The following is a 24392-nucleotide window of genomic DNA, read 5'->3' as shown; positions in this document are numbered from 1 at the left end:
TTCGTCAGAACCAGATCGCGAGTTCGCGAACGGCGGACTCGGGGCTGTCCGACCCGTGCACGAGGTTCTGCTGCACCTTGACACCCCAGTCGCGACCGAAGTCACCGCGGATGGTGCCCGGCGCGGCGGTCGTCGGGTCCGTCGTGCCGGCGAGCGAGCGGAAGCCTTCGATCACACGGTTGCCGGCGAGCCGGATCGCGACCGACGGACCGGAGAGCATGAACTCCAGCAGCGGCTCGTAGAAGGGCTTGCCCTCGTGCTCCGCGTAGTGCTGCGCGAGCAGATCGCGGTCGGGCTCGACGAGCTTGATGTCCACGAGCGCATAGCCCTTCGCCTCGATGCGCGCGAGGATCGCACCGGTCAGTCCGCGCGCGACGCCGTCGGGCTTCACGAGGACGAGGGTCTCTTCCGTGGACATGTCATTCTCCATTCGTGTCGCCTGCGGCGCGCTGCGCGTTCGCTTTGTCGAGCGCGCCTCCCTTGATCGTCGCATACGCGTACATCGCTCCGAAAACGAGACCGACGACAGCGAGCGCGGGCTCCAGGAACCCCGCCAGGACGATCACGAGCTGCCAGAACCAGCCGAGCGCGATCCCCCAGTCGTAGCGCACGAACGCCGAGGTCACGACGAGCAGCACGGCGAACCCCGAACCGAGCACGATCCCCCACCACGGCTCGATCCCCGCGGGGAGCGCCTTCAGCCCGTAGAGCACGAGCCCGCCGAGGAAGACGACGAGCGTCTCGCAGCCGAGGACCATGGCGGCGAGCGACTCCCGCGCACCGCGCCGTCGCCGCACACGTGGCGCCCGCCGCGGGGCATCCGCTGAGTCCGCGCTCACGCGACCCACCCGTCCTTCCAATTCTCTTCGGCCGCGAGCTGCAGCGCCTCGCCCGCCAGGACGACGCTCCCCGCGATGACGACGGCGCGGCGCTCGGATGCCGACGCCCACTCCCGCGCCGCCTCCGCGGCCTCCGCCAGGTCGCGGTGCACGCTGACCTGACCGCCGAGGCCCTCCACGAGATCGGCGATCGTGTCTGCCTCCGCGGCGCGATCCGAGTCGGGAGAAGTGGCGAAGACGTGCGTGGCCGCGGGCGCGATCGCCGCGACGATGCCTGCGACATCCTTGTCGCCGAAGACACCGAGCACGATGCCCCACTCGTCGAAGTCGAACGAGTCGCCGAGCGCCTGCACGAGGGCGCGCGCGCCGTGGGGGTTGTGCGCGGCATCCACGAGGACCGTCGGCGCGACGCCGACGAGCTGCAGCCGACCGGGCGAGGTGACCTGCGCGAGGCCGTCGGCGACGATGTCCGGAGCGAGTCGCTGGGTTCCGCCGCCGATCAGCGACTCGACGGCCGCGATCGCGAGCGCCGCGTTGTGCCCCTGGTGCGCGCCGTACAGCGGCAGGTACAGGTCGTCGTAGCCCCCGGCGAGGCCCTGGACGCTGATCTGCTGCCCACCGACGGCGAGGTGCTGGGCGGACAGCCCGAAAGCATCACCCTCGACCGCGAGGGTCGCTCCCCGCGCCGACGCCGCGCGCTGCAGCACGCTGAGAGCCGCGGGAGCCTGCGCGGCCGAGACAGCGGCGGCGCCTTCCTTGATGATGCCGGATTTCACGGTCGCGATCTCCTCGATCGTGTCGCCGAGCTTGTCCGCGTGGTCGAGGTCGATCGGTGCGAACACGGCGACATCCCCGTCCGCGGTGTTCGTCGAGTCCCACGAACCCCCCATGCCGACCTCGATGACCGCGACATCCACGGGAGCGTCGGCGAACGCGACGAACGCGAGTACCGTCAGGAGCTCGAAGAACGTGAGCGGCGCATCGCCGGTCGCCTCCATCTGTGCGTCGACGATGCCGACGAACGGTTCGATCTCCGCCCAGGCATCCGCGATCAGTCCGTCGTCGATCGGCTCGCCGTCGATCGTGATCCGCTCGGTGAACCGCTCGAGATGCGGACTCGTGAACAGTCCCGTGCGCAGACCCGTTGCGCGCACGATCGACTCGGCGATCCGAGCCGTCGAGGTCTTGCCGTTCGTGCCCGTGACGTGGATGACGCGATACGTCTTCTGCGGATCGTCGAGGAGTTCCAGTACCTGACGAGTGCGCTCGACCCGCGGCTGCACCCACCGCTCGCCCTGTCGGGTCAGGAGAGCCGCATACACGGCGTCCGCGCGCGTGCGGTCGTTCATGCCTGCACTCCGATCCGGCCGACGGACACGGTGAAGGGCGCCCGGTTGGCGTACGTGCCCGCGTCGATCACATTCTCGAACTCCACCGACTCGGTGGCGACCGAGCCCGCATCGATGAGGGTCTCTACGCGCGAGCGCACGGCATACGTGAGCGACAGCGTCTCGCCGGCGACGTCGGCCACGGAGAACGCGGATGCCATGGCGGATGCATCCGCTTCGTCGTCGAACAGCAGCGCGAGCGAGATCCGGTCGCTGACGTCGAACCCTGCCGCCTTGCGGGTGTCCTGCACGGCACGGATCACATCGCGAGCGAGACCCTCCGCCTCCAGCTCGGGCGTCGTCGTCGTGTCGAGGAGGACGAATCCGCCGCCCGCGAGGAGAGCGATCGCCGTGCCCTCTGCGACCCCGCCGGCTTCGAGGGTGAGTTCGTACTCGCCCTCGGCGAGGGCGATGCCGTCGACGACGACCACGCCGTCGTCGACGCTCCACGCGCCGGCCTTGGCGCCCGCGATGACGTGCTGCACCTGCTTGCCGAGGCGCGGGCCGGCGGCGCGCGCGTTGACCGCGAGCCGCTGACTGATGCCGTACTGTTCGGCCAGCCCATCGGTGAGCGGGACGAGCTCCACCTCCTTGACGTTGAGCTCGTCGCGCAGGATGTCCTCGAACTGGCCGAGCGCGTCGGCATGCTCGAGTGCGACCGTGAGGCGCGGCAGCGGCAAGCGCACGCGCTTGCCCTCCTTCTTGCGCAGCGCGTTCGCGACCGACGAGACCTCGCGCACGGCATCCATCGCGGTCCGGATCTCCGGCGACGCGGGGAACGCGTCGGCATCCGGCCAGTCCTCCAGGTGCACGCTGCGCCCGCCGGTGAGGCCCTGCCAGATCCGTTCCGACACGAGCGGGATCAGCGGCGCGGCGACGCGCGTGAGCGTCTCGAGCACCGTGTACAGGGTGTCGAACGCCTCGGTGGATGCCTCGTCGGCGGCATCCGCACCCACCCAGAACCGGTCGCGGGAACGGCGGATGTACCAGTTCGTCAGCGCTTCGGCGAAGTCGCGCAGGCGCGCGGCGGCGGTGGTCGAATCGAGTGCCTCGAGGTCGGTGGCGACATCGCGGACGACGTCGCCCAGGAGCGCCAGGACGTACTGATCGAGCACGTCCGTCGAGTCGGTGCGCCAGCGCGCCTCGTATCCCTGGCCGCCGGCCCCTCCCGCGGCGTTGGCATAGGTCGCGAAGAAGTACCACGCGTTCCACAGCGGCAGGAGGAACTCGCGGACGCCCGCGCGGATGCCCTCCTCGGTGACGATGAGGTTGCCACCGCGCAGCACCGACGACGCCATGAGGAACCAGCGCATCGCATCGGAGCCGTCGCGGTCGAACACCTCGCTCACGTCCGGATAGTTGCGCAGCGACTTCGACATCTTCTGGCCGTCGCTGCCGAGGACGATGCCGTGGCAGGCGACGCCGCTGAACGCGGGGCGGCCGAACAGCGCCACCGACAGCACGTGCATGACGTAGAACCAGCCACGGGTCTGGCCGATGTACTCGACGATGAAGTCGGCGGGCGCGTGCGTGTCGAACCACTCACGGTTCTCGAACGGATAGTGCACCTGCGCGTACGGCATGGAGCCCGAGTCGAACCACACGTCGAAGACGTCCTCGATGCGCCGCATCGTGGAGAGACCGGTCGGGTCATCGGGATTCGGGCGCGTCAGCTCGTCGATGTACGGGCGGTGCAGATCGACCTCCCCCGCCCCGTTGCGCGGCAGGCGTCCGAAGTCGCGCTCGAGCTCCTCGAGAGACCCGTAGGCGTCGACGCGCGGGTACTCCGGATCGTCGCTCTTCCAGATGGGGATCGGCGAGCCCCAGAACCGGTTGCGGCTGATCGACCAGTCGCGCGCCCCCTCGAGCCACTTGCCGAACTGCCCGTGCTTGACGTTCTCGGGCGCCCAGGTGATCTGCTCGTTCGCCGCGATGAGGTCGTCCTTGATGTCGGTGACCCGCACGAACCAGCTCGACACGGCCTTGTAGATGAGAGGGTTCCGGCACCGCCAGCAGTGCGGGTAGGAGTGCTCGTACGAGGCCTCGCGAAGGAGGCGACCCTGCGCCCTCAGCAGTCGGATGAGCGGCCGGTTGGCATCCATCCACAGCTCGCCGGCGACGTCGGTCACCTGCGGCAGGAACCGCCCGCCGTCGTCGAGGCTCATGATGAGCGGGATGCCGGCGGCCGCCGTCACGCGTTGGTCGTCCTCACCGTAGGCCGGCGCCTGATGGACGATGCCCGTGCCGTCCGTGGTCGTGACGTAGTCGTCGACGAGGATGCGCCAAGCGGTGTCGGTGCCCCACACCTCGGCATCCGCGTAGTAGTCGAAGAGCCGGTCGTAATGCACGTCGCGCAGCTCCTCGCCACGGAGCGTCCGCTCGACCGCTTCCGACGCCGCCGCCGCGCTCTCATAGCCGAGCTCCTTCGCGTGGTTCACGAGCAGGTCGGATGCCAGGAGGTAGCGGTGCGCGGTCGCCCCCTCGGCGTCGTCGCCGGCCGGGACGTCCGCCGCGCCGGCGGGACCGCCCGGGACGACGACGTACTCGATATCGGGGCCGACCGCGAGGGCGAGGTTCGTCGGCAGCGTCCACGGGGTGGTCGTCCAGGCGAGCGCGCGGACGCCGGTCAGCCCGAGGCTCTCGGCCTTCACCCCGACGAGCGGGAACGTGACCGTCACCGACGGGTCCTGACGCATCTTGTAGACGTCGTCGTCCATGCGCAGCTCATGGTTCGACAGCGGCGTCTCGTCGCGCCAGCAGTACGGGAGCACGCGGTGACCTTCGTACGCGAGACCCTTCTCCCACAGGGTCTTGAACGCCCACAGTACCGACTCCATGTAGCCCGTGTCGAGCGTCTTGTAGCCGCGTTCGAAGTCGACCCAGCGGGCCTGCCGGGTGACGTAGTCCTCCCACTGCTGGGTGTACTCGAGCACGGACTCCTTCGCCTTCGCATTGAAGGCGGCGATGCCCATGTCCTCGATCTCGCTCTTCTCCGTGATGCCCAGCTGCTTCATCGCCTCGAGCTCCGCGGGGAGTCCGTGCGTGTCCCAACCGAACACGCGATCGACCTTCTTGCCGAGCATCGTCTGGAAGCGCGGGAAGAGGTCCTTGGCATAGCCGGTGAGGAGATGACCGTAGTGCGGCAGGCCGTTGGCGAACGGCGGCCCGTCGTAGAAGACCCACTCTTCCGCGCCGCTGCGTTGCGCGATCGAGGCGCGGAACGTGTTGTCCCGGTCCCAGAACGCCAGGACCTCGCGCTCGATCTCGGGGAACCGCGGGCTCGGCGCGACACTGTCGGCGGCGGGTCCGAAGGCGGAGTTGCGGGGGTAGGTCATGTCTCTCCAGCAGGTGCGTGCGATGCTTCCTGCGAGGACGATCGTGCGACCGCGGTACCACCCCGCTTGTCCGCCGGGACGGACCACTCTCCTGCGGCGATGACGGGCCTGCCCCGCGCGGTTCTACCTCTCGGCGGACCGAGTCTCTTCCGCGAGCTCCCCGGTGATGGCCGGATCACAGCTGATCACCCCATCATACCGGGCGCCTAGGCTGGCCGGTATGACGCCCGTCCGCTCCCGATCCGGATCGACCGGCCCGCGTCCGCCCCGCACGGCGGCCCCCGATCTTCCCACGCTGCTCGACGCTCACGCCGGTCTGTCGCCCCGCGCGGACGTGATCGCAGCGCATATCGAAGGGCTGCGAGGTGACGTCTCGGCGGCGCATGGCCGCGTGGCGGAGTCGCGAATCGCCGGGGCATCCGTCGGTCGCATCGACCTCGGCGGCACGGCTCTCTCCGACGTCGCGATCACCGAGATCCGCGCAGCCGAGCTGAGCGCGAAGGATGCCTCGTGGCGTTCGGTCGAGATAGACGGAGGCCGGATCGGCACAGTCGACGCGCTGCGCGGGTCGTGGGATGCCGTCATCCTGCGCGGACTGCGCATCGACTATCTCTCCTTGGCTGCCGCCGAGGTCGCGGACTTGCTCGTCGTCGACTGCCAGATCGGCGCTCTCGACCTGCCCGACGCGCGGCTCGCGCGCGTGCGGTTCGAGCGGTCCCGCGCCGACGAGGTGGATACCCGCGGAGTGCGCGGCGACGACGTCGACCTGCGCGGGCTCGAGGCGCTCTCCTTCTCCGATCCGCGCGGGTTGGCAGGCTTCTGGCTCTCCCCGCGCCAGGCAGAGCTGCACGCCCCGGCATTCGCCCACGCGCTGGGTATCCGGATCGAGTCGTGATCCTGTCGACACCGCGGCTCGACCTGCGCGAGATGACCGACGACGACCTGCCCGCGCTCCGCGCGATCCTGCACGACCCCGTCGTCATGGTCGCCTACGAAGGCGCCTTCAGCGACGCCGAGTCGCTCGCCTGGCTCCGTCGCCTGCAGGAGCGGTATGCCCAGGACGGCTTCGGCCTGTGGGCGGTCGTCCTGCGCGAGACGGGCGGGATGATCGGCCAGTGCGGCATCACCCGGCAGAAGATCGAGGACGATGAGGTCATCGAGGTCGGCTATCTCTTCCAGCGGGCGCACTGGCGTCGCGGGTACGCGATCGAGGCTGCATCGGCCTGCCGCGACTGGGCGTTCCGCACTCTCGAGGCGGAGGACCTCTACGCGAAGGTGCGCGCGACCAACGTGCCATCCATGAACGTCGCGATCCGCCTCGGGATGACGGTGCGCCGCACCTTCACCACCCACTACCGCGGCGTCGACATGCCGCACTTGGCGTTCGCGCTCACGCGCGGCGAGTGGTCGAGGACCGTGCCCGGAGGTTCCTGAGGAGATGACAGATTCTGAGGACCGGACGCCCGGATATCGTCCTCAGCATCCGTCATCTCATCGGCATCCGACGCGGTGTCTGGGGACTGCGTTCACCGCATCAGGTGGAGCCCCTGGGCGACAGCGCGCATGACGAGGTCTTGCACCTCGTGCCAGCGGTTCACGACCTGGTCATATCCGACGCGGATGACGTGGTAGCCGAGGAGCAGGAGCTGAGCATCGTGGCGGATATCGCTGTCGCGCTGCGCACCGACGTGGGTGCCGCCGTCGATCTGAAGCACGAGCCGATCTCCGATGAGGAAATCGACGCGATGCCCCACGATCCACACCTGCGGGACGATCGGCAGTCGTAGCCAGACGAGACGCGGTGGGACGAACGACTCGAGCCCTGAGCCGTGGAACGGTGAGGCGCTGTCGCACAGGTTGCGAGCTCGCCCCCGGTAGGGCAGACGTCGCAATTCGGGCAGGGTGATCAAGCGGCGATCAAGGGCAGATTCCCAGATCGCGAGCGCTTGCTCGTGCTCGAGGCAGTCCGCGACGACGCCGAGCACGTTCTCGATGGGGTCGATGAGGGCGTCCGGATGGCGCGGCACGATAGGCCTCGCCCAGTGTGTCGTTGCGTGGCGCAGGCCGGTGGCCGACTCGACGCCGACACGCACGCCGCCCGCGTTCGGACTCGCGGCGACATGCGGCCGATCGCCCTGTCCAGGACCCAGAGCCCGAGACGCGAGGCCTGAGTGATGCATGAGAGCACGACACCATCACGAGCGGCGGCGATGAGGTAGGGGTCGGCCCCGGGCAGCGCGAGCCACCCTTTTCGAGGGCGCATCACCTCACCGCAGTCCACGGCGTGGCGAACCGCCCGCTCGCTCCAGCCCCGCTGCCGGACGACCCGCACCCGAGCAACACCGCCGAACCCTTGAACCGTTGATCCCACAGACATCACCACAGCGTGCCGCGTGGACGGAATCGGCAATGTGCGGAGCGGCGGATCGGTGGACAATCGGCCGAATCGCACGCCTGTGGAGAGGGCGATGGGCGGGGCCGGCCGGAGGTTTCTGAGGAGATGGCGGATTCTGAGGACCGGACGCCCGGATGTGGTCCTCAGCATCCGTCATCTCCTCGGCATCCGACGCGGATACCGGGCACCGCGCTGCCGACGCGCCGGTAGACTGAGCGCACAACCCACACTCAGGCACGCTCACACAGTGCCGCCAATATCGCTCGAGGAGACACCCATGGCCGACGCGCAGATTCCCGACAAGCCCGCACTGGAAGGCCTCGAGCAGAAGTGGGATGCCGCGTGGACCGCCGCGGGCACGTATCTGTTCGACCGTGCTGCCGCCGAGGCCGCGGGTCGCGCCGGCGTCTACTCGATCGACACGCCTCCGCCGACCGCCTCGGGGTCGCTACACATCGGCCATGTCTTCAGCTACACGCACACCGACGTCAAGGCGCGGTTCGAGCGCATGCGGGGCAAGACCGTGTTCTATCCGATGGGGTGGGACGACAACGGCCTGCCGACCGAGCGCCGCGTGCAGAACTACTACGGTGTCCGCTGCGACACGTCCCTCCCCTACGACCCCGACTTCACCCCGCCGTTCCGCGGCGACGCGAAGAGCCTCAAGCCCGCCGATCAGGTGCCCATCAGCCGCCGCAACTTCATCGAGCTGTGCGAGGAGCTGACCCTCGAAGACGAGAAGGCGTTCGAGGCGGTCTTCCGCCAGCTCGGCCTCTCCGTCGACTGGACGCAGACGTATCGGACGATCTCGGACGACACGGTCCGCACGAGCCAGCTCGCGTTCCTGCGCAACCTCGAGCGCGGCGAGGCGTACCAGGCGATGGCTCCGACGCTCTGGGACATCGACTTCCGTTCCGCGATCGCGCAGGCCGAGCTCGAGGACCGCGAGCAGCAGGCGAGCTATCACCGCCTCGCGTTCCACAAGACCGACGGCTCGGGTGACATCCACATCGAGACGACCCGCCCCGAGCTCCTCGCCGCATGCGTCGCGCTCGTCGCCAACCCCGGTGACGAGCGGTACCAGCCGTACTTCGGACAGACGGTGCGCACGCCGGTCTTCGACGTCGAGGTCCCGGTCCTCGCGCACCCGCTCGCGCAGCAGGACAAGGGTTCGGGCATCGCGATGGTCTGCACTTTCGGCGACGTGACCGACATCATCTGGTGGCGCGAGCTCGACCTGCCGAACCGCACGATCCTGGGTCAGGACGGCCGGATCCTCCCCGACGCTCCCGCCGCCCTCGCGACGGATGCCGCGCGTGCCGCCTACTCCGAGATCGCCGGCCTCACGGTCTTCAGCGCGAAGAAGAAGATGGTGGAGCTGCTCGAGTCCTCGGGCGAGCTGCTCGAGGTGTCGAAGCCCTTCAGCCACCCGGTGAAGTTCTACGAGAAGGGCGACCGGGCGCTGGAGATCGTGTCGACGCGTCAGTGGTACCTCCGCAACGGCGCGCGAGACGCGGCGTTCCGGGAGAAGCTGATCGCGCTCGGGCGGGGCATGGGGTGGCATCCCGACTTCATGCGCGTGCGCTACGAGAACTGGACGAACGGCCTGACCGGCGACTGGCTCATCTCGCGCCAGCGCTTCTTCGGTGTGCCGATCCCGGTCTGGTACCCGCTCGATGAGAACGGCGACCGCATGGAAGGCGCCGTCATCACGGCGGACGCCTCCTCCTTGCCGATCGACCCGACGAGCGACGTGCCGCCGGGCTACACGGAGGCGCAGCGTGGGGCCGCGGGCGGGTTCGAAGGAGAGAAGGACATCTTCGACACCTGGGCGACGTCATCGCTCACCCCGCAACTCGCGGGCGGCTGGCAGCGAGATGACGCGCTCTGGAGCGTCGTGGCCCCGTTCGATCTGCGCCCGCAGGGCCAGGACATCATCCGCACGTGGCTCTTCTCCACCATGGTGCGCTCCGCCCTCGAGGACGATCGCGCGCCGTGGACGGATGCCGCGATCTCGGGCTTCATCGTCGACCCCGATCGCAAGAAGATGTCGAAGTCGAAGGGCAACGTCGTCACGCCGGCGGACATCCTCGATCAGCACGGCACCGACGCGGTGCGGTACTGGGCGGCATCCAGCCGACTCGGCGCGGACGCCGCCTTCGACCCGCAGAACCCGACGCAGGTGAAGATCGGGCGCCGCCTCGCGATCAAGGTGCTGAACGCGGCGAAGTTCGTGCTCTCGTTCCCCGTACCCGAGGGGGCGCAGGTCACCCACGCCTTGGATGCAGCGATGCTCGCGACCCTCGACGTCGTCGTGCGCGATGCGACCGCGGCGTTCGAGGGGTACGACCATGCGCGTGCGCTCGAAGTCACCGAATCGTTCTTCTGGACGTTCTGCGACGATTACCTCGAACTGGTCAAGGAGCGCGCCTACAACCAGACCGACGCCGGCCAGGCGTCCGCTGCGCTCGCGCTCCGGCTCGCGCTCTCGACGCTCCTGCGTCTCCTCGCCCCCGTGCTCGCCTTCGCCGCCGAGGAGGCGTGGTCGTGGTTCGAGGAGGGCTCGGTCCACACCGCCGAGTGGCCGCAGCCGCTCGGGATCGACGGGGATCCGGCGGTGCTCAAGGTCGCGAGCGAGGCGCTCATCGGGATCCGGCGCGCCAAGACGGAGGCCAAGGCGTCCCAGAAGACACCTGTCGCGCGACTCGTCCTGCGGGCGTCCGACGCGGCGATCGCGGCGCTGACGCTGGCGGAAGGCGACCTCCGGGCCGTGGGCCGCATCGCCGAGCTCGACCTGCGGGGCGGCGGCGAGGCGCTCAGCGTCGAGGACGTCGAGCTCGCCGAAGCGGAGGCGTGAGATGCAGCTCGGAACCCGCTGGTCGAGCGGTCAGGAGCCGCCCGCGGCAGTCCCGGCGACTCTGCGTCCGCAGATCGCCGCCGTCGATCGCGCACTCCCCGCGGACGATCTGGGACAGCCGCGCCCGCGATGGACGCTGACCTTCCTGGAGGGGCGCCCGATCGCCGAACTGGACACGGGCGTGATCGTCGAGCTTCTCGCGTCGGGGACGGTCATCGTCCGTCACGATGATGAGGACGAGTTCGCCTGAATCACGGCCGCGGGCACGGACCGGTCAGCGGATGCCGAGCAGATGCGCCCGCGCCCGTTCGACCTCGCGACGCGCCGTGTCGGCGTCATGCGCCGCACGTCTCACGTGCGCCTCGGTCAGGATCCGTGCGCGCCGGTCCATCCTGTTCGCCACGCCCGTCGAGATCCATGTGGCGACGGTCAGCGCGACGCGCTCTGCCGGTGTCGGGCGCAGCCGGATCCGGGTGGACTCGATGAGCGCCATCAGCGTCCCTCCTTCGCATGTGGGTCGTCGATCGGGAACATGTCGAGTCGGATGAGGTACGGGCGCACGCCCTCGCCCACCTGATCGCGATAGAGCTCCACAGATTCGGTGATGATCTCCGAAAGACGCTGCGAGAAGTGATCGAACTGCGCCTTCGTGAGACGCGTCGTCGCCGTGGAGAGCTCTGCCGGGGTCTCCTCCCCCTCGTCGTCGCGCATCGATTGCGCGATGAAGTGCATCAGCTGCTCGTGGCGCTGGCGGTAGGTCTCCGTCACGACGATCTGTGAAGCCGCGCGGCCGGACGGAGTGCGCACGGCGGCGGGGGCCGAGATGCGGATCGAGCCGCGCGGGCGTTCCCACCACCGCTCTCGTGCACTCCCACGATCCGCCACCTCACGGATCAGGTCATGTTTCGCCAGGGCGCGCAGGTGGTAGCTCGTCGCGCCGCTCGACTCGCCCAGTCGTTCGGCGAGCGAACTGGCCGTCTGCGGGCCGAACTGACTGAGGATGTCGTAGATCCGTACGCGCATCGGGTGCGCGAGCGCTTTGAGCGCCCCGGCGTCCAGCACTCGGCTCTCACTCGCCTCCGGCCGGTGCGCCCGATCTTCCTCTGTCATGGCACGAGACTATCAACCCAAAGGACCCGTTGCAAGTATTCCTTTGCAAAGAAGTGGTGGCGATCGCGGTGCCCGTAGGCTGAGCGCATGGTCGACGCGAATCCCCTCCTCTCCCCTTCGGCACTTCCGTATCGGCTGCCCGACTACCGTGAGATCCGTCCCGCGCATTATCTGCCTGCGTTCGACGCAGCCTTCGCCGCCCACCGTGCGGAGATCGACGCCATCACAAGCCAGACCGAGCATGCGACTTTCGCGAGTACGCTCGTCGCGCTGGAACGAGCGGGCGAGTTGCTCGGCACGGTCGCGCGGACGTACTACACGGTCTCGTCCGCCGACGCGACCGACGAGATCCAGGAGATCGAAGAGACCCTCGCTCCGCTCATGTCGGCGCATCAGGATGCCATCACGCTCGACGCGGCGCTGTACGCGCGCGTCGCCGCCGTCTACGACGCCCGCGACGGCCTCGATCTCGACCCCGAGTCGGCCTACCTGCTCGAGCGGACGTTCCGTGAGATGACCCACGCGGGCGCCGCGCTCGACGCCGCCCAGAAGGCCGAGCTGACTGAGCTGAACACCCGTCTCTCGGTGCTCACGACGACCTTCGAGAAGAACCTGCTGGCCGACACCAACGACCTCGCCGTCGTCTTCGACGATGCGTCCGAGCTCGCCGGGCTCACGCCGGGAGAGCTGTCCGCCGCCGCGAACAACGCCGTGGAACGAGGGCTGCCGGGGCGCTACGTCGTCACGTTGACGCTGTTCACCGGGCATCCCTATCTCTCGACGCTCACGAATCGCGCGAGTCGAGGTCGACTCCTGGATGCCTCGCGCGCGCGAGGCTCCCGCGGGGGTGCGAACGACAACCGCGCGGTGCTGCGCGAGATCGTCCGGCTGCGGGCGCGGCGCGCTGAAGTCCTGGGCTACGCCTCGCATGCGGCCTACGTGACGAGCGACGAGACGGCCGGCTCTCCCGAGGCCGTCCAGGCGCTGCTGCGAGAGCTCGCCGCTCCGGCGGCGGCGAACGCGCGGCGGGAGCAGGCCGCGCTGCAGGCGATGGTCGACGCCGACGCCGAACCGTTCACGATCGAGGCGCACGATTGGGCGTTCTACACCGAGCGTGTGCGGCAGGCCGAATACGACCTCGATCGCACGGCGCTGCGGCCATGGTTCGAAGCCGGACGCGTACTGCAGGATGGCGTGTTCCGCGCCGCGACACAGCTCTACGGCATCACGTTCACCGAGCGCGCCGACCTGCCGGGCTACCACCCCGAGGTACGCGTCTTCGAGATCCACAACGAGGACGGGTCGGCACTCGGCCTCTTCCTGCTCGACCTCTACACGCGCGATACGAAGCGCGGCGGCGCGTGGATGAACTCGATCGTGTCGCAGTCGACGCTGCGTGGCACGGCGCCGGTCGTCGTCAACAACCTCAACGTGCCCAAACCCGCGCCGGGCGAGCCCACTCTGTTGACGCTCGACGAGGTCACCACGCTGTTCCACGAGTTCGGCCACGCTCTGCACGGGCTGTTCGCGACGGTGATCTACCCGCACTTCGCCGGCACCGCCGTCTTTCGGGACTTCGTGGAGTTCCCCAGCCAGGTCAACGAGATGTGGATCCTCTGGCCCGAAGTGCTCACGACGTACGCGCGCCACGTCGACACCGGAGAGCCACTCCCCCGCGAGATCGTCGAGAAGCTGCACGCGTCCGAGGCGTTCAACCAGGGCTTCGCGACGAGCGAGTACCTCGCGGCGTCATGGATCGACCAGGCCTGGCACTCGCTGAGCGCCGGCGAGGCCGCAAAGGTGACCGACGTGGCCGCCTTCGAGGCCGCGGCGCTGGCCGACATCGGCCTCGACAACCCACTCGTGCCGACGCGCTACTCGTCGACGTACTTCGCGCACGTGTTCTCGGGCGGCTACAGCGCCGGTTACTACTCATACATCTGGAGCGAGGTGCTCGACGCCGACACCGTCGAGTGGTTCAAGGACAACGGCGGACTGACCCGTGCGAACGGCGACCGCTTCCGGGCGCGGCTGCTCGGCGTCGGCGGGTCGAAGGACCCCCTCGAGGCGTACCGCGACTTCCGCGGCCGCGACGCCGAGATCGCTCCGCTCCTGAAGCGTCGGGGCCTCGACGCCTGACGAATCGCGTCAACGCGGCGGAAGCACGTCGTAGACGAGTCGGGCGAACTGGCCGGCCGCGTGCGCGGACACGAGCCGCAACCGGTCGGCCTCGAGCCGGCGCGGCAGCAGCGGCGCGCCGCCCGTGAGCAGGACGGGTGCGATCGACACCGCGATCTGATCGAGCGCGCCGGCATCGAGGAACTGACCCGCGAGCTCTCCCCCGCCGACGACCCAGACATCGCCCTCGCCCGCGGCGGCGCGGATAGCGGGCAGGGCATCTGAGACGGGTCCGGAGACGAACCGCACGTCGGCGCCGTCAGGAACTGGGAGGTCCCTTGTCGTGAACACGAAGGTCGGCTTCTCCCCGTAGAAATCGGCCCACCTTTCGGGGCAGGTCAGCAGATCCTCGTGCGCGAGCACCCATTCGTACGTCGTCGATCCCTCCACCAGCACAGCCGCGTCGGGAAACAATGATGGGTCGGGCTCGGTGCCGCCCTCGACCGCGAAGAGCCAGTCGAGCGAGTTCTGCTCGTCTGCGATCCAGCCGTTGAGCGAGGTCGCCGTGTCGAAAATGATCCGCCCCATGCCGGCCGACGCTACCGGATGCCTCCGACGCGAGGCCGCCCGCGTCAGGCGCTCTTGCGCTTGCGCTCCAGCACGAGGGTCGGCGCGGCGCCCTCGGTGACGGCGGCACGGGTCACGATGACCTTCGCGACGTCGTCGACGGACGGGATCTCGAACATGATCGGACCGAGCACGTCCTCGAGGATCGCGCGCAGCCCGCGCGCGCCGGTCTTCCGTGCGACGGCGAGGTCCGCGATGGCCATGAGGGCATCGTCCTCGAACTCCAGCTCGGCGCCGTCGAGCTGGAACATGCGCTGATACTGCTTCACGAAGGCGTTCTTCGGCCCCGTGAGGATCTCGATCAGGGCCTCCTGGTCGAGGGGAGCGACCGACGTGACGACGGGTAGACGCCCGATGAACTCGGGGATCAGACCGAACTTGTGCAGGTCCTCCGGCTCGACCTCGCTGAAGAGATCGAGCTCCTTGCCCTTCTCCTGCAGCGGTGCGCCGAATCCGACGCCGTGACGCCCGACGCGCGAGGAGATGATGTCCTCGAGACCCGCGAACGCGCCGGCGACGATGAACAGGACGTTCGTCGTGTCGATCTGGATGAACTCCTGGTGGGGGTGCTTGCGACCGCCCTGCGGCGGTACCGATGCGACCGTGCCTTCGAGGATCTTCAGCAGCGCCTGCTGCACGCCCTCGCCCGACACGTCACGGGTGATGGACGGGTTCTCGGCCTTACGGGCGATCTTGTCCACTTCGTCGATGTAGATGATGCCGGTCTCGGCCCGCTTCACGTCGAAGTCGGCGGCCTGCAGGAGCTTGAGGAGGATGTTCTCGACGTCTTCGCCGACGTACCCGGCCTCCGTCAGCGCCGTCGCATCCGCGACCGCGAACGGGACGTTGAGACGCTTGGCGAGCGTCTGCGCGAGGTAGGTCTTGCCGCACCCGGTCGGTCCGAGGAGCAGAATGTTGCTCTTCGCGATCTCGACCTCGTCGGCGCGCTGCTCGGCGGTCTGGATCGTGCCGTGCGCCCGAACGCGCTTGTAGTGGTTGTAGACCGCGACGGAGAGCGCCTTCTTCGCGGCATCCTGCCCGACGACGTACTCCTCGAGGAACGCGAAGATCTCGCGCGGCTTGGGGAGGTCGAAATCGGCGACGGTCCCCTCGCCGGCCTCCGCCATCCGCTCTTCGATGATCTCGTTGCAGAGCTCGACGCACTCGTCGCAGATGTACACGCCGGGCCCGGCGATGAGCTGCTGCACCTGCTTCTGGCTCTTGCCGCAGAAGGAGCACTTGAACAGGTCGGCACTCTCACCGATGCGAGCCATGACCACTCCTTCAGAGAACTCTCAGGGATTCGAGCCTAACCGCTCACGCCGACATCGCGGCGGATTGCGATGCGACGTGTGGATGGTCCGCACGCGACACGGCCCCGACGGCGGATTCCTTCCGCGCCTCGGGGCCGTGTCGTGCGGTGTCCGATCAGGAGGTCAGCGCCGCCGGAACGCGCTTGCGCGAGGTCAGCACCTGGTCGACCAGACCGTACTCGAGCGCTTCGCTCGCGGACAGGATCTTGTCGCGATCGATGTCCTTGTTGACCTGCTCCTGCGTGCGGTTCGTGTGCCGCGCCATGGTCTCTTCGAGCCACGTGCGCATGCGCAGGATCTCGGCCGCCTGGATCTCGATGTCCGACGCCTGCCCGTGCCCCGACTCGCCGACGGCGGGCTGGTGCATCAGGATCCGGGCGTTCGGGAGCGCGAGACGCTTGCCGGGGGCGCCGGCGGCGAGCAGCACGGATGCCGCGGAGGCAGCCTGCCCGAGCACGACCGTCTGGATCTGCGGCGACACGTACTGCATCGTGTCGTAGATCGCCGTCATGGCCGTGAACGAGCCGCCGGGCGAGTTGATGTACATGATGATGTCGCGGTCGGGATCCTGCGACTCGAGCACGAGCAGCTGGGCCATGACGTCGTCCGCGGACGCGTCGTCGACCTGGACGCCGAGGAAGATCACGCGGTCTTCGAACAGCTTGTTGTACGGGTCCTGGCGCTTGTAGCCGTAGGCCGTGCGCTCCTCGAACTGCGGGAGGATGTAACGGCTCTGCGGCATGAGAGCCGACTGGAGGCCCTGCGGGACGCCGAAGGCGGGGGTGTTCATTCTCATATCTCCTTCGGTCAGTTCGCGTCCGTACCGCCGCCGCCGACGACGTCGGTCGCGGATTCGCGGATGTGGTCGACGAACCCGTACTCGAGCGCCTCTTCGGCGGTGAACCAACGGTCGCGGTCGCCGTCGGCGTTGATCTGCTCGACGCTCTTGCCGGTCTGCGCGGCGGTGATCTCGGCGAGGCGGTTCTTCATCGAGATGATGAGCTGCGCCTGCGTCTGGATGTCGCTCGCCGTGCCGCCGAAGCCGCCGTGGGGCTGGTGCAGCAGGACGCGTGCGTTGGGCGTGATGTACCGCTTGCCCTTCGTGCCGGCGGTGAGGAGCAGCTGGCCCATGGAGGCCGCCATGCCGATGCCGACCGTGACGATGTCGTTCGGCACGAACTGCATCGTGTCGTAGATCGCCATGCCGGCCGTGATCGAGCCGCCGGGCGAGTTGATGTAGAGGTAGATGTCGCGCTCGGAGTCCTCTGCGGCCAGGAGCAGGATCTTGGCGCAGATCTCGTTCGCGTTGTCGTCGCGCACCTCCGACCCCAGCCAGATGATGCGGTCTTTCAGCAGTCTGTCGAAGACGCTCGTGGCGACAAGTGGTTCAGCCATGGATACTCCTGATTCCGGGTTTCCTTACGCCATCGAATCTACCCAGGCGGGCGGGGGCGCCCGGCCGTGTTCGCCGTCGGCGGAGCGCGTGTCGAGCCTCAGCGCCGGGAACGACGATGGGTCGGATGCCGAGGCATCCGACCCATCGTCATGCGACGTCGAGGCTTACTCGGCGTCGGCCTTCTTGGCGGGAGCCTTCTTGGCCGCCGGCTTCTTCGCGGCCGGCTTCTTGGCGGCGGGAGCCTCGGCGGCCGCGTCGGCGCTCTCGTCCGCCTTCGCGGCCGGAGCCTTCTTCGCGGCGGGCTTCTTCGCGGGCGCCTTCTTCGCAGGCTTCTCCTCGGCCGCGGGAGCGGCTTCACCCTCGCCGTCAGCGTCGTCCGCGACCGCGACGAAGCCGGTCAGGTCGACCGCCTTGCCGTTCGTGTCGACGACCGTGACCTTGCCGAGCGCGATCGCGAGCGCCTTGTTGCGGGCGACCTCGCCGACCATCGCGGGGAGCTGGTTGCCCTGCTGCAGCGCGTCGACGAACTCCTGCGGCGCCATGCCGTACTGTGCGGCCGACTGGATGAGGTACTGCGTGAGCTCCTCCTGCGAAACCTGCACGTCGTGCGCTTCGGCAAGCTTGTCCAGGATCATCTGGGTGCGGAACTGCTTCTCGCTCGCCTCGGTGACCTCGGCGCGGTGCTCGTCGTCCTCCAGACGCCCCTCGCCCTCGAGGTGCTGGTGCACCTCGTCCTCGACGAGCTGGGCGGGCACGGGGATGTCGGCCGCGGCGATGAGCGCCTCGACGAGCTTGTCGCGGGCGGCAGCGCCCTGCACGAACACCGACTGCTCGGCGACGCGCTCGGCCAGGCTGTCGCGCAGCTCGGCGATCGTGTCGAACTCGCTCGCCATCTGAGCGAAGTCGTCGTCGGCGTCGGGAAGCTCGCGCTCCTTCACCGCGGTGACGCTGACCGAGACCTCGGCCTCTTCACCGGCGTGGTCGCCGCCGACGAGCGTCGAGCGGAACGTCGTGTCCTCACCGGCGGTGAGCGAGTCGACGGCCTCGTCGATGCCCTCGAGCAGCTCACCCGAGCCCAGCTCGTACGAGACGCCCTCGGCGCGGTCGATCTCGACGCCGTCGATCGTCGCGACGAGGTTCAGCTCGACGAAGTCGCCCTTCGCGGCCGGGCGGTCGACCGTCACGAGCGTGCCGAAGCGGCCGCGCAGGCGGTCGAGCTCGGCATCCACGGCGGCGGCGTCGGTCTCGACCGGCTCGATCTCGACGGTCACGCCGGAGAGCTCGGGGAGGTCGAACTCGGGGCGGACATCGACCTCGACCTCGACCTTGAGGTCGCCGGAGAAGTCCTTGTCGCTCGGCCAGTCGATGACCTCGGCGGACGGGCGGCCGACGGTGCGGACCTCGTTCGCGGTGACGGCCTCGCGATAGAAGCCGTCGAGGCCCTCGCTCACGGCGTGCTCGATGACCGCGCCGCGACCGACGCGCTGGTCGATGATCGGGGCGGGAACCTTGCCCTTGCGGAAGCCGGGGATCTGGATGTCCTGCGCGATGTGCTCGTACGCGTGCGCGATCGAGGGCTTGAGCTCATCGGGGGTGACCGAGATGTGGAGCTTCACCCGGGTCGGGCTGAGCTTCTCGACGGTGCTGGTGACCATGCCTGTTCGTTCTCCTCGTGTTCGGTCGCGCACGGGCGCGTCCGGTCTGGGTCTGTGGGTCCTGTGTGATCGTGGGTGCCGTGGTCGGGGCGACAGGATTTGAACCTGCGGCCTCCCGCTCCCAAAGCGGGCGCTCTACCAAGCTGAGCTACGCCCCGGGCGCGCACGCGAGCGAGCGCCGAAAAACGGCCGTTGGTCAGTCTAGCCGACGCGACCTTGTAGACTCTTCCGGGTGCCGCTCCACAGCGGCTCCGGGGATGTAGCTCAATGGTAGAGCTTCAGTCTTCCAAACTGACGGCGCGGGTTCGATTCCCGTCATCCCCTCCACCTGTCCTCGCTCATCCCGCCGATTCGGCTGCGGCGTGGTTCGTGGAGTGCGCCCGGTAGATCTCGGCGTTCCGCAGGATGCCGGCCCGCTCTTCGTCCGTGAGCGCGCGCCGCACCTTCGCCGGGACACCGGCGACGAGCGATCCGTCGGGGATCTCCGCTCCCTCCAGCACGACCGCACCGGCGGCGACGAGGCATCCCGCACCGATCACGGCGCCGGAGAGCACGACGCTCCCCATGCCGATGAGCGTGCCGTCGCCGATCGTGCAGCCGTGCACGACGGCATTGTGCCCCACCGACACGTCGCGGCCGATCACGACGGGGTGGCCGGCATCCACGTGCACCGAGACGTTGTCCTGAAGGTTGCTGCCGGCGCCGAGGGTGACCGCATCGCTGTCGCCGCGGACGACGGCGTTGTACCAGACGCTCGCGCCCTCCTCGAGGGTGACGGCGCCGATCAGCCGCGCTCCGCTCGCGACGAACGCGGTCTCGTGCAGACGGGGCGTCGCCCCGGAGACGGACAGGACGGAGGCATCAACGGCGATCGTCATGCCGCCGACGATAGCCGGATACGGCGCCCGACGCGCTGACGTAAGCCCAGCCTTGTCTTGCTTGCGGAATGCCCGGGCCTGAGTAGCGTTGGATCAGACGAGGGGCGCGATACGCCCCGAACAGTGGAGGAGCAGAGCAATGACCAAGACGCAGACCATCTCGATGACGGCGACCGGCCCCGAGGCCGCGTCGAGCACCGCCCAGTTCCTCACGCCGGTCGTCCTCGGGCTGCAGGCCCTGGCGGTCAACGGCAAGCAGGCGCACTGGAACGTGCGTGGCGCCAACTTCATCGCGATCCACGAACTGCTCGACTCGGTCGTGTCGAACGCCCAGGGCTTCGCCGACCTCGCCGCGGAGCGCATCGTCGCCCTCGGCCTGCCGATCGACGCGCGCGTGCCGACGGTCGCCGAGAAGACCGGCGCGACGCAGGTGCCCGCGGGCTTCGCGCAGTGGCAGGACGAGATCGTCGCGATCGTCACCGACATGGACGCCGTGATCGCCGACGTGCAGGCCGCGATCGACGCGCTCGACGAGACCGACCTCACCAGCCAGGACGTCGCGATCGCCATCAAGGCCGGCCTCGAGAAGGACCGCTGGTTCCTCTCGGCGCACCTCGCCGCCTGATCGCAGCAGGAACGCACGGATGCCTCGGGCTCAGGCCCGGGGCATCCGTGCGTTCCGGAGACGGGCACTCAAGAGATATGAGTGAGACGCCCGGCGAGGAGCGTCGCCTGCACCTGCGTAGCGCGCAGGCCCGGTTCGTCGACCGCGAGCGGGTCGCGATCGATGACGACGAGGTCGGCGTCGTCGCCCGGCAGGAGCGTCGCGCGCGTGAGTGATCCTCCGGCGGTCGAGGCGGCGAGGGCCGCCCCGGCATCGAGCGACTCCTCCGGCCGCCACGCCGGGCGCCCGTCGCGCGTGCGGAAGACCGCTGCCGCCATCGCCGCCCACGGGTCGAGCGGCGCGACGGGCGCGTCCGAGCCGAACAGCAGGTTCGCGCCGGCAGCGGCGAGCGAGCGCAGCGGGTACGGGATGCCGGTCTGCCCCGACCAGATGGTGTCGGTCATGTCACGATCGTCGATCGCGTGCTCGGGCTGGACGCTCGCCGCGACGCCCAGGCGCGCGAACCTCGGAATGTCGGCATGGGCGACGAGCTGCGCGTGCTCGATCGTGCCCGCGGCGCCGGTCGTGGCGAACGCATCGAGCGCGTGGGAGTTCGCGACGTCGCCGATCGCGTGCACGGCGCACTCCAGGCCGGCGCCCGTCGCGCGCGTCATCAGCTCGACGAGGGCGTCCGGAGCGACCGTCAGAACGCCGTGGTTGTGCGGATCGCCCGGATACGCGTGCGCCGTCGCGGCGGTCCGCGTCCCCAGCGATCCGTCCGTGATGACCTTGAGTGCGCCGACGCGGACGAGACCCGCCTCGTCGAGCGCGTCGCCGGTCGCAAGCCCCTCCGCGATGGCCCGCTCGAGCTGCGGCGGATAGATCCCGAACCGGATGCGGGTCGCGTCGAAACCCGCATCCCGGCGGCGCGCCCACGCCTCGGCGTTCCAGGCCATGTCCAGGTCGACCACGCCGACGATGCCGCGGGATGCCGCGGTGTCGAGCGCGGCCGTGACGAGGCGGTCGCCGTCGAGCGGGTCGGCGGCATTGAGCCGGCGGGAGATCTCGAACGCGGGCTCCTCACGGAGGAGCCCGCTCGCGTCGGCCGCGAAGCCCTCACGGCGGAACGCGGCGCTGTTGAGCCACACGCTGTGCACGTCGGCGTTGATGAGATAGGTCGGCACGTCGCCGGTCGCCTCGTCGAGGAGGGCGAGAGTGGGCGCATCCGTCCAGAGCGCGTCGCGGAAGCCCGTGCCGACGCGACGCCCGTCCCTCAGCAGCGGGGCGCGCCGCATGATCGAGGCCGCGCCGGCAGCGGATGCCGCGTGGCCGAGCGGCTCGCGTTGCGCGACGAGCGCCCACTGCACCGTGTGCACGTGATGGTCCCAGAGCCCAGGGATGACCCAGCCGCCGCCGGCATCCAGGACGGCGCCGCGACGCGGAAGCGCCCGCGCGGGTGCGATGTCGGTGATCATGCCCGCCGCGAGATGCACGTCGACGACGTCGTCGCCGAAGGGATCGAGGCGATCCGCACCCGTCAGTCGCGCGTTCGCGATGACCGTGGGCTGGTCGCCGCGGATCACGACCGCGCCGCCCGGGCAGAGCGCAGCGCGTCGTGCGCACGCCGCATCTCGTTCGGCAGGCGCGGGTCGGCGTAGGCCCCGGCCCCGGCCTCGAGCTCGCCGATGATCGTGTCGACGACCTCGTCCGCGCGGTTCTGGCTGAGCTTCCGCTTCGCCACGACCTTCGTCGGCGTGAGGCGGAATCCGACCGTGCCGCGCTCGAGCCGCCGGACGTACTCCTCGTCGTTCGGCGGCTGCCAGAGCAGGCGCGGCTGCGGAAGGGAGCTCTCGAACCGCGCGACCAGCCGGTCGAGGACGCGCAGGTTCTCGTCGGGGGTCAGGATCTCGGGCGTTCCGCTCAGGTGCACCGAGACGAAGTTCCACGTCGGCACGTTCGGCCCTTCGCCGTACCATCCGGGTGAGATGTAGCCGTGCGGGCCCTGCACGATGACGAGAAGCTCGCGCTCACCGAGCCCGAGGATCGCATCGTCGGGCTTGCCGACGTGTCCGACGATCGTGAGGTCGTCGCGGTCCTCGTCGAGGAGGACGGCATAGTGCGACGCGACGAGACCGTCATCGGTCCCGCTCACGAGCGTCACCCAGGGGTTCAGCTCGATGACACGGCGAAGCTCCGCGGCATCCATCATCGCGAAGCTCGGGTTCTGTCTCATTCGACTCTCACTTCTGGCAGGACGGGCACCAGTAGAGCTTGCGGGCGCCCATCTCCTCGAGGACGATCTCCGTTCCGCAGACGCGGCACGGCAGACCTGCGCGGTGGTAGACCCAGTGGCGGTCGTCGCGGCTCGCCATCGCGCGGCGGTAGGCCTCGGGATCCAGGTCGTCCATCGTCATCATCTGTCCGGTCTCGACGCCGATGCGCAGCAGCCTCGCCCAGTCGCGCCAGATCGCGCGCACGAGCTCCTCGGGGACGAGCTTGCCCGGCGTGTGCGGGTCGAGGAGCGCCCGGTAGAGCAGCTCGGCGCGATAGACGTTGCCGATCCCGCTGACGACGTTCTGGTCCATCAGAAGGAGACCGATCGGCGTGGGCTTGCGACGGACGACCGAGACGAAGCGCTCTTCGCCCGCGGCGACATCGTCGACGAGCGGGTCCGGTCCGAGCTTCGCGATCGTCGCCTGGACCTCGTCGGGGGTCTGCAGCTCGCACGCGGTCGGTCCACGCAGATCCGCACACGTCACCTCGGTGAGCAGGCGCAGTCGCACCTGGCCGACGACGGGCGGCGGGAAGTCCTCGTCGTCGTCTGCGAGGCCCCGCGTCTGCTCGCTCATCCGCACGCGTCCCCGCGCCCGGCGCGGCGCGCCGATCGAGCTGAGGGAGTTCTCGCCGGCGGCATCCAGCACCGCATCCCCGAGGTCCGTGCCCCGCTGGTTGGTCTGGCCCATCCGCCCGTTCGCCGACGCGATCGTCGGATCGACGAGGATCTCCCCCGCGAAGTCCCACGCTCCGTACATCCCGAGGTGGACGCGCAGCCACAGCTCGCCCTCGAAGGCGAGGAACATCTGCTTGCCGACCGCACGGACCTCCACCGCCTCGCGTCCGTCGATCAGCGCGGCCCCCTCCGTGAAGCGGCCTTGTGGGCTGGATGCCGCGACCCTGCGCCCGACGACGTTGCGGTCGAACTGGCGCGCGATGCGATGGACGGAGTGACCTTCAGGCATCGGTGTCTCCGCCCATCAGCCGGCTTCGGGGTCGAACGCGTCCGCGGACTCGCCACCGTGGGGTGCGGGCGCGGAGTCCGGCCACCCCGCGCGGGGGTCGGGCAGGAGCGATCCGTCGCGCTCGAAGTCCGCCAGCTGCGCGATGCGACGTGCGTGACGCTCCTCGCCCGAGAACGGCGTCGCGATGAAACGGTCGATGAACGTCACCGCCTCCTCGAAGGTGTGCTGGCGCGCACCGATCGCGATGACGTTCGCGTCGTTGTGCTCGCGCGCGAGTTCGGCAGTCGCGATCGACCACACGAGCGCAGCTCGGACGCCCTCCACCTTGTTGGCGGCGATCTGCTCACCGTTGCCCGAGCCGCCGAAGACGACGCCGAGCGTCGGGATGCCGGAGCGCTGATCGCGCACGACGGCCTGGGCCGCACGGATGCAGAACGCCGGGTAGTCGTCGAGAGGGTCGTACTCGATGGGACCGTGATCGACGACCTCGTGGCCCTGGCTCGCGAGATGGTGCTGCAGCTGGGTGGAGAACTCGAGGCCGGCATGATCGGTCGCGATGTGGATGCGCATGCGTCCATCCTAGGGAGCCGTCCGTCGACGCGATCAGCGCACGATCCGCCTTTCGATATGATGACTTC

General features: G+C 69.2%; 23 protein-coding genes and 2 tRNA genes. 7 read left to right on the top strand and 18 right to left on the bottom strand.

What is annotated here, in order from left to right:
• Nucleotides 1-4: 4 nt before the first annotated feature.
• From ndk to ileS, 4 genes are read right to left on the bottom strand one after another with little or no spacing between them, the layout of a single operon-like run.
• The gene (gene ndk / locus J0I43_RS02965) at nt 5-418 is read right to left on the bottom strand and encodes a nucleoside-diphosphate kinase (protein WP_292858735.1); all 414 of its coding nucleotides are present in this window, start codon (nt 416-418) and stop codon (nt 5-7) included.
• A gap of 1 nt (nt 419) precedes the next feature.
• The gene (locus J0I43_RS02960; protein ID WP_292858732.1) at nt 420-839 is read right to left on the bottom strand and encodes a DUF4233 domain-containing protein; all 420 of its coding nucleotides are present in this window, start codon (nt 837-839) and stop codon (nt 420-422) included.
• Nucleotides 836-2188 (bottom strand): folylpolyglutamate synthase/dihydrofolate synthase family protein, encoded by a 1353-nt coding sequence (locus J0I43_RS02955; RefSeq protein ID WP_292858729.1) that lies wholly within the window; start codon nt 2186-2188, stop codon nt 836-838. The genes J0I43_RS02960 and J0I43_RS02955 overlap by 4 nt, the downstream gene beginning before the upstream one ends.
• A complete protein-coding gene (gene ileS, locus J0I43_RS02950; RefSeq protein WP_292858726.1) occupies nt 2185-5562 on the bottom strand; it encodes an isoleucine--tRNA ligase in 3378 nt (1125 codons plus the stop codon). Before ileS ends, J0I43_RS02955 begins: the two co-directional genes overlap by 4 nt.
• Nucleotides 5563-5782: 220 nt before the next feature.
• Here ileS and J0I43_RS02945 point away from each other — a divergent pair, with 220 nt between their 5' ends.
• Both J0I43_RS02945 and J0I43_RS02940 read left to right on the top strand, forming a co-directional pair.
• Nucleotides 5783-6457, top strand: a complete 675-nt coding sequence (locus J0I43_RS02945) for a hypothetical protein (protein WP_292858724.1) — start codon at nt 5783-5785, stop codon at nt 6455-6457.
• Nucleotides 6454-6996 carry a GNAT family N-acetyltransferase gene (locus tag J0I43_RS02940; protein WP_292858721.1) on the top strand — a complete coding sequence of 181 codons (543 nt, stop codon included), beginning with the start codon at nt 6454-6456 and terminating at the stop codon, nt 6994-6996. Before J0I43_RS02945 ends, J0I43_RS02940 begins: the two co-directional genes overlap by 4 nt.
• A gap of 92 nt (nt 6997-7088) precedes the next feature.
• Here J0I43_RS02940 and J0I43_RS02935 read toward each other — a convergent pair whose 3' ends face one another.
• A complete protein-coding gene (locus J0I43_RS02935) occupies nt 7089-7589 on the bottom strand; it encodes an endonuclease domain-containing protein (RefSeq protein WP_292858718.1) in 501 nt (166 codons plus the stop codon).
• A 645-nt stretch (nt 7590-8234) separates the two neighbouring features.
• On the opposite strand from J0I43_RS02935, the gene valS reads away from it, so the two are divergent.
• Nucleotides 8235-10814, top strand: coding sequence for a valine--tRNA ligase (gene valS, locus J0I43_RS02930; RefSeq protein WP_292858715.1), 2580 nt, complete (start codon nt 8235-8237; stop codon nt 10812-10814).
• A 1-nt stretch (nt 10815) separates the two neighbouring features.
• Nucleotides 10816-11064, top strand: a complete 249-nt coding sequence (locus J0I43_RS02925; RefSeq protein ID WP_292858712.1) for a hypothetical protein — start codon at nt 10816-10818, stop codon at nt 11062-11064.
• Between the two features lie 24 nt (nt 11065-11088).
• On the opposite strand, the gene J0I43_RS02920 is transcribed toward J0I43_RS02925, so the two are convergent.
• On the bottom strand, nt 11089-11307 hold the full coding sequence (locus tag J0I43_RS02920) for a hypothetical protein (protein ID WP_292858709.1): 219 nt from the start codon (nt 11305-11307) through the stop codon (nt 11089-11091).
• Entirely contained in the window at nt 11307-11924 is a 618-nt protein-coding gene (locus J0I43_RS02915) for a helix-turn-helix domain-containing protein (protein WP_292858706.1), read from the bottom strand. The genes J0I43_RS02920 and J0I43_RS02915 overlap by 1 nt, the downstream gene beginning before the upstream one ends.
• Nucleotides 11925-12011: 87 nt before the next feature.
• Between J0I43_RS02915 and J0I43_RS02910 the strand changes: the two genes are divergently transcribed.
• Nucleotides 12012-14063 carry a M3 family metallopeptidase gene (locus J0I43_RS02910; protein WP_292858703.1) on the top strand — a complete coding sequence of 684 codons (2052 nt, stop codon included), beginning with the start codon at nt 12012-12014 and terminating at the stop codon, nt 14061-14063.
• Between the two features lie 9 nt (nt 14064-14072).
• Here J0I43_RS02910 and J0I43_RS02905 read toward each other — a convergent pair whose 3' ends face one another.
• From J0I43_RS02905 to J0I43_RS02880, 6 genes are all read right to left on the bottom strand, one after another.
• Complete coding sequence (locus tag J0I43_RS02905; RefSeq protein ID WP_292858700.1) at nt 14073-14630, bottom strand: dihydrofolate reductase family protein; 558 nt, start codon at nt 14628-14630, stop codon at nt 14073-14075.
• Between the two features lie 44 nt (nt 14631-14674).
• Nucleotides 14675-15943, bottom strand: coding sequence for an ATP-dependent Clp protease ATP-binding subunit ClpX (clpX, locus tag J0I43_RS02900; protein ID WP_292858697.1), 1269 nt, complete (start codon nt 15941-15943; stop codon nt 14675-14677).
• Nucleotides 15944-16097: 154 nt separating this feature from the next.
• Nucleotides 16098-16772: an ATP-dependent Clp protease proteolytic subunit gene (locus J0I43_RS02895; RefSeq protein WP_292858694.1), complete on the bottom strand. Its 675-nt coding sequence runs from the start codon at nt 16770-16772 to the stop codon at nt 16098-16100.
• Between the two features lie 17 nt (nt 16773-16789).
• Nucleotides 16790-17377, bottom strand: coding sequence for an ATP-dependent Clp protease proteolytic subunit (locus J0I43_RS02890; RefSeq protein ID WP_292858691.1), 588 nt, complete (start codon nt 17375-17377; stop codon nt 16790-16792).
• A gap of 165 nt (nt 17378-17542) precedes the next feature.
• Nucleotides 17543-19033 carry a trigger factor gene (gene tig / locus J0I43_RS02885; protein ID WP_292858688.1) on the bottom strand — a complete coding sequence of 497 codons (1491 nt, stop codon included), beginning with the start codon at nt 19031-19033 and terminating at the stop codon, nt 17543-17545.
• A gap of 81 nt (nt 19034-19114) precedes the next feature.
• Nucleotides 19115-19191 (bottom strand) — tRNA-Pro (locus J0I43_RS02880).
• A gap of 95 nt (nt 19192-19286) precedes the next feature.
• Between J0I43_RS02880 and J0I43_RS02875 the strand changes: the two genes are divergently transcribed.
• Nucleotides 19287-19360 (top strand) — tRNA-Gly (locus tag J0I43_RS02875).
• Nucleotides 19361-19371: 11 nt separating this feature from the next.
• Here J0I43_RS02875 and J0I43_RS02870 read toward each other — a convergent pair.
• On the bottom strand, nt 19372-19911 hold the full coding sequence (locus J0I43_RS02870; protein ID WP_292858685.1) for a gamma carbonic anhydrase family protein: 540 nt from the start codon (nt 19909-19911) through the stop codon (nt 19372-19374).
• Between the two features lie 139 nt (nt 19912-20050).
• On the opposite strand from J0I43_RS02870, the gene J0I43_RS02865 reads away from it, so the two are divergent.
• On the top strand, nt 20051-20536 hold the full coding sequence (locus J0I43_RS02865) for a DNA starvation/stationary phase protection protein (RefSeq protein WP_292858682.1): 486 nt from the start codon (nt 20051-20053) through the stop codon (nt 20534-20536).
• Nucleotides 20537-20604: 68 nt separating this feature from the next.
• Here J0I43_RS02865 and J0I43_RS02860 read toward each other — a convergent pair whose 3' ends face one another.
• Genes J0I43_RS02860 through J0I43_RS02845 form a run of 4 tightly spaced genes read right to left on the bottom strand, consistent with a single transcriptional unit; the run spans nt 20605 to nt 24324 of the window.
• Entirely contained in the window at nt 20605-22098 is a 1494-nt protein-coding gene (locus J0I43_RS02860) for an amidohydrolase (RefSeq protein WP_292858679.1), read from the bottom strand.
• Nucleotides 22095-22748, bottom strand: coding sequence for an FMN-binding negative transcriptional regulator (locus tag J0I43_RS02855; RefSeq protein ID WP_292858676.1), 654 nt, complete (start codon nt 22746-22748; stop codon nt 22095-22097). The genes J0I43_RS02860 and J0I43_RS02855 overlap by 4 nt, the downstream gene beginning before the upstream one ends.
• Before the next feature lie 7 nt (nt 22749-22755).
• Nucleotides 22756-23754, bottom strand: a complete 999-nt coding sequence (locus J0I43_RS02850; RefSeq protein WP_292858673.1) for an Fpg/Nei family DNA glycosylase — start codon at nt 23752-23754, stop codon at nt 22756-22758.
• 15 nt (nt 23755-23769) lie between these two features.
• A complete protein-coding gene (locus J0I43_RS02845) occupies nt 23770-24324 on the bottom strand; it encodes a ribose-5-phosphate isomerase (RefSeq protein WP_292858670.1) in 555 nt (184 codons plus the stop codon).
• Nucleotides 24325-24392 lie beyond the last annotated feature (68 nt).

Origin of the sequence: Microbacterium sp. (assembly GCF_017305435.1) — a bacterium.
Lineage (GTDB): Bacteria > Actinomycetota > Actinomycetes > Actinomycetales > Microbacteriaceae > Microbacterium.
Note: the sequence above shows the minus strand (reverse complement) of the source record. Positions and strands in the feature narration are given on the sequence as shown.

Bases quoted from the DNA above. Each gene is read 5' to 3' on its own strand.
- ndk (WP_292858735.1), bottom strand. From the start codon at position 418: ATGTCCACGGAAGAGACCCTCGTCCTCGTGAAGCCCGACGGCGTCGCG.
- J0I43_RS02955 (WP_292858729.1), bottom strand. From the start codon at position 2,188: ATGAACGACCGCACGCGCGCGGACGCCGTGTATGCGGCTCTCCTGACC.
- ileS (WP_292858726.1), bottom strand. From the start codon at position 5,562: ATGACCTACCCCCGCAACTCCGCCTTCGGACCCGCCGCCGACAGTGTC.
- J0I43_RS02945 (WP_292858724.1), top strand. From the start codon at position 5,783: ATGACGCCCGTCCGCTCCCGATCCGGATCGACCGGCCCGCGTCCGCCC.
- valS (WP_292858715.1), top strand. From the start codon at position 8,235: ATGGCCGACGCGCAGATTCCCGACAAGCCCGCACTGGAAGGCCTCGAG.
- J0I43_RS02925 (WP_292858712.1), top strand. From the start codon at position 10,816: ATGCAGCTCGGAACCCGCTGGTCGAGCGGTCAGGAGCCGCCCGCGGCA.
- J0I43_RS02920 (WP_292858709.1), bottom strand. From the start codon at position 11,307: ATGGCGCTCATCGAGTCCACCCGGATCCGGCTGCGCCCGACACCGGCA.
- J0I43_RS02915 (WP_292858706.1), bottom strand. From the start codon at position 11,924: ATGACAGAGGAAGATCGGGCGCACCGGCCGGAGGCGAGTGAGAGCCGA.
- J0I43_RS02910 (WP_292858703.1), top strand. From the start codon at position 12,012: ATGGTCGACGCGAATCCCCTCCTCTCCCCTTCGGCACTTCCGTATCGG.
- J0I43_RS02905 (WP_292858700.1), bottom strand. From the start codon at position 14,630: ATGGGGCGGATCATTTTCGACACGGCGACCTCGCTCAACGGCTGGATC.
- clpX (WP_292858697.1), bottom strand. From the start codon at position 15,943: ATGGCTCGCATCGGTGAGAGTGCCGACCTGTTCAAGTGCTCCTTCTGC.
- J0I43_RS02895 (WP_292858694.1), bottom strand. From the start codon at position 16,772: ATGAACACCCCCGCCTTCGGCGTCCCGCAGGGCCTCCAGTCGGCTCTC.
- J0I43_RS02890 (WP_292858691.1), bottom strand. From the start codon at position 17,377: ATGGCTGAACCACTTGTCGCCACGAGCGTCTTCGACAGACTGCTGAAA.
- tig (WP_292858688.1), bottom strand. From the start codon at position 19,033: ATGGTCACCAGCACCGTCGAGAAGCTCAGCCCGACCCGGGTGAAGCTC.
- J0I43_RS02870 (WP_292858685.1), bottom strand. From the start codon at position 19,911: ATGACGATCGCCGTTGATGCCTCCGTCCTGTCCGTCTCCGGGGCGACG.
- J0I43_RS02865 (WP_292858682.1), top strand. From the start codon at position 20,051: ATGACCAAGACGCAGACCATCTCGATGACGGCGACCGGCCCCGAGGCC.
- J0I43_RS02855 (WP_292858676.1), bottom strand. From the start codon at position 22,748: ATGAGACAGAACCCGAGCTTCGCGATGATGGATGCCGCGGAGCTTCGC.
- J0I43_RS02850 (WP_292858673.1), bottom strand. From the start codon at position 23,754: ATGCCTGAAGGTCACTCCGTCCATCGCATCGCGCGCCAGTTCGACCGC.
- J0I43_RS02845 (WP_292858670.1), bottom strand. From the start codon at position 24,324: ATGCGCATCCACATCGCGACCGATCATGCCGGCCTCGAGTTCTCCACC.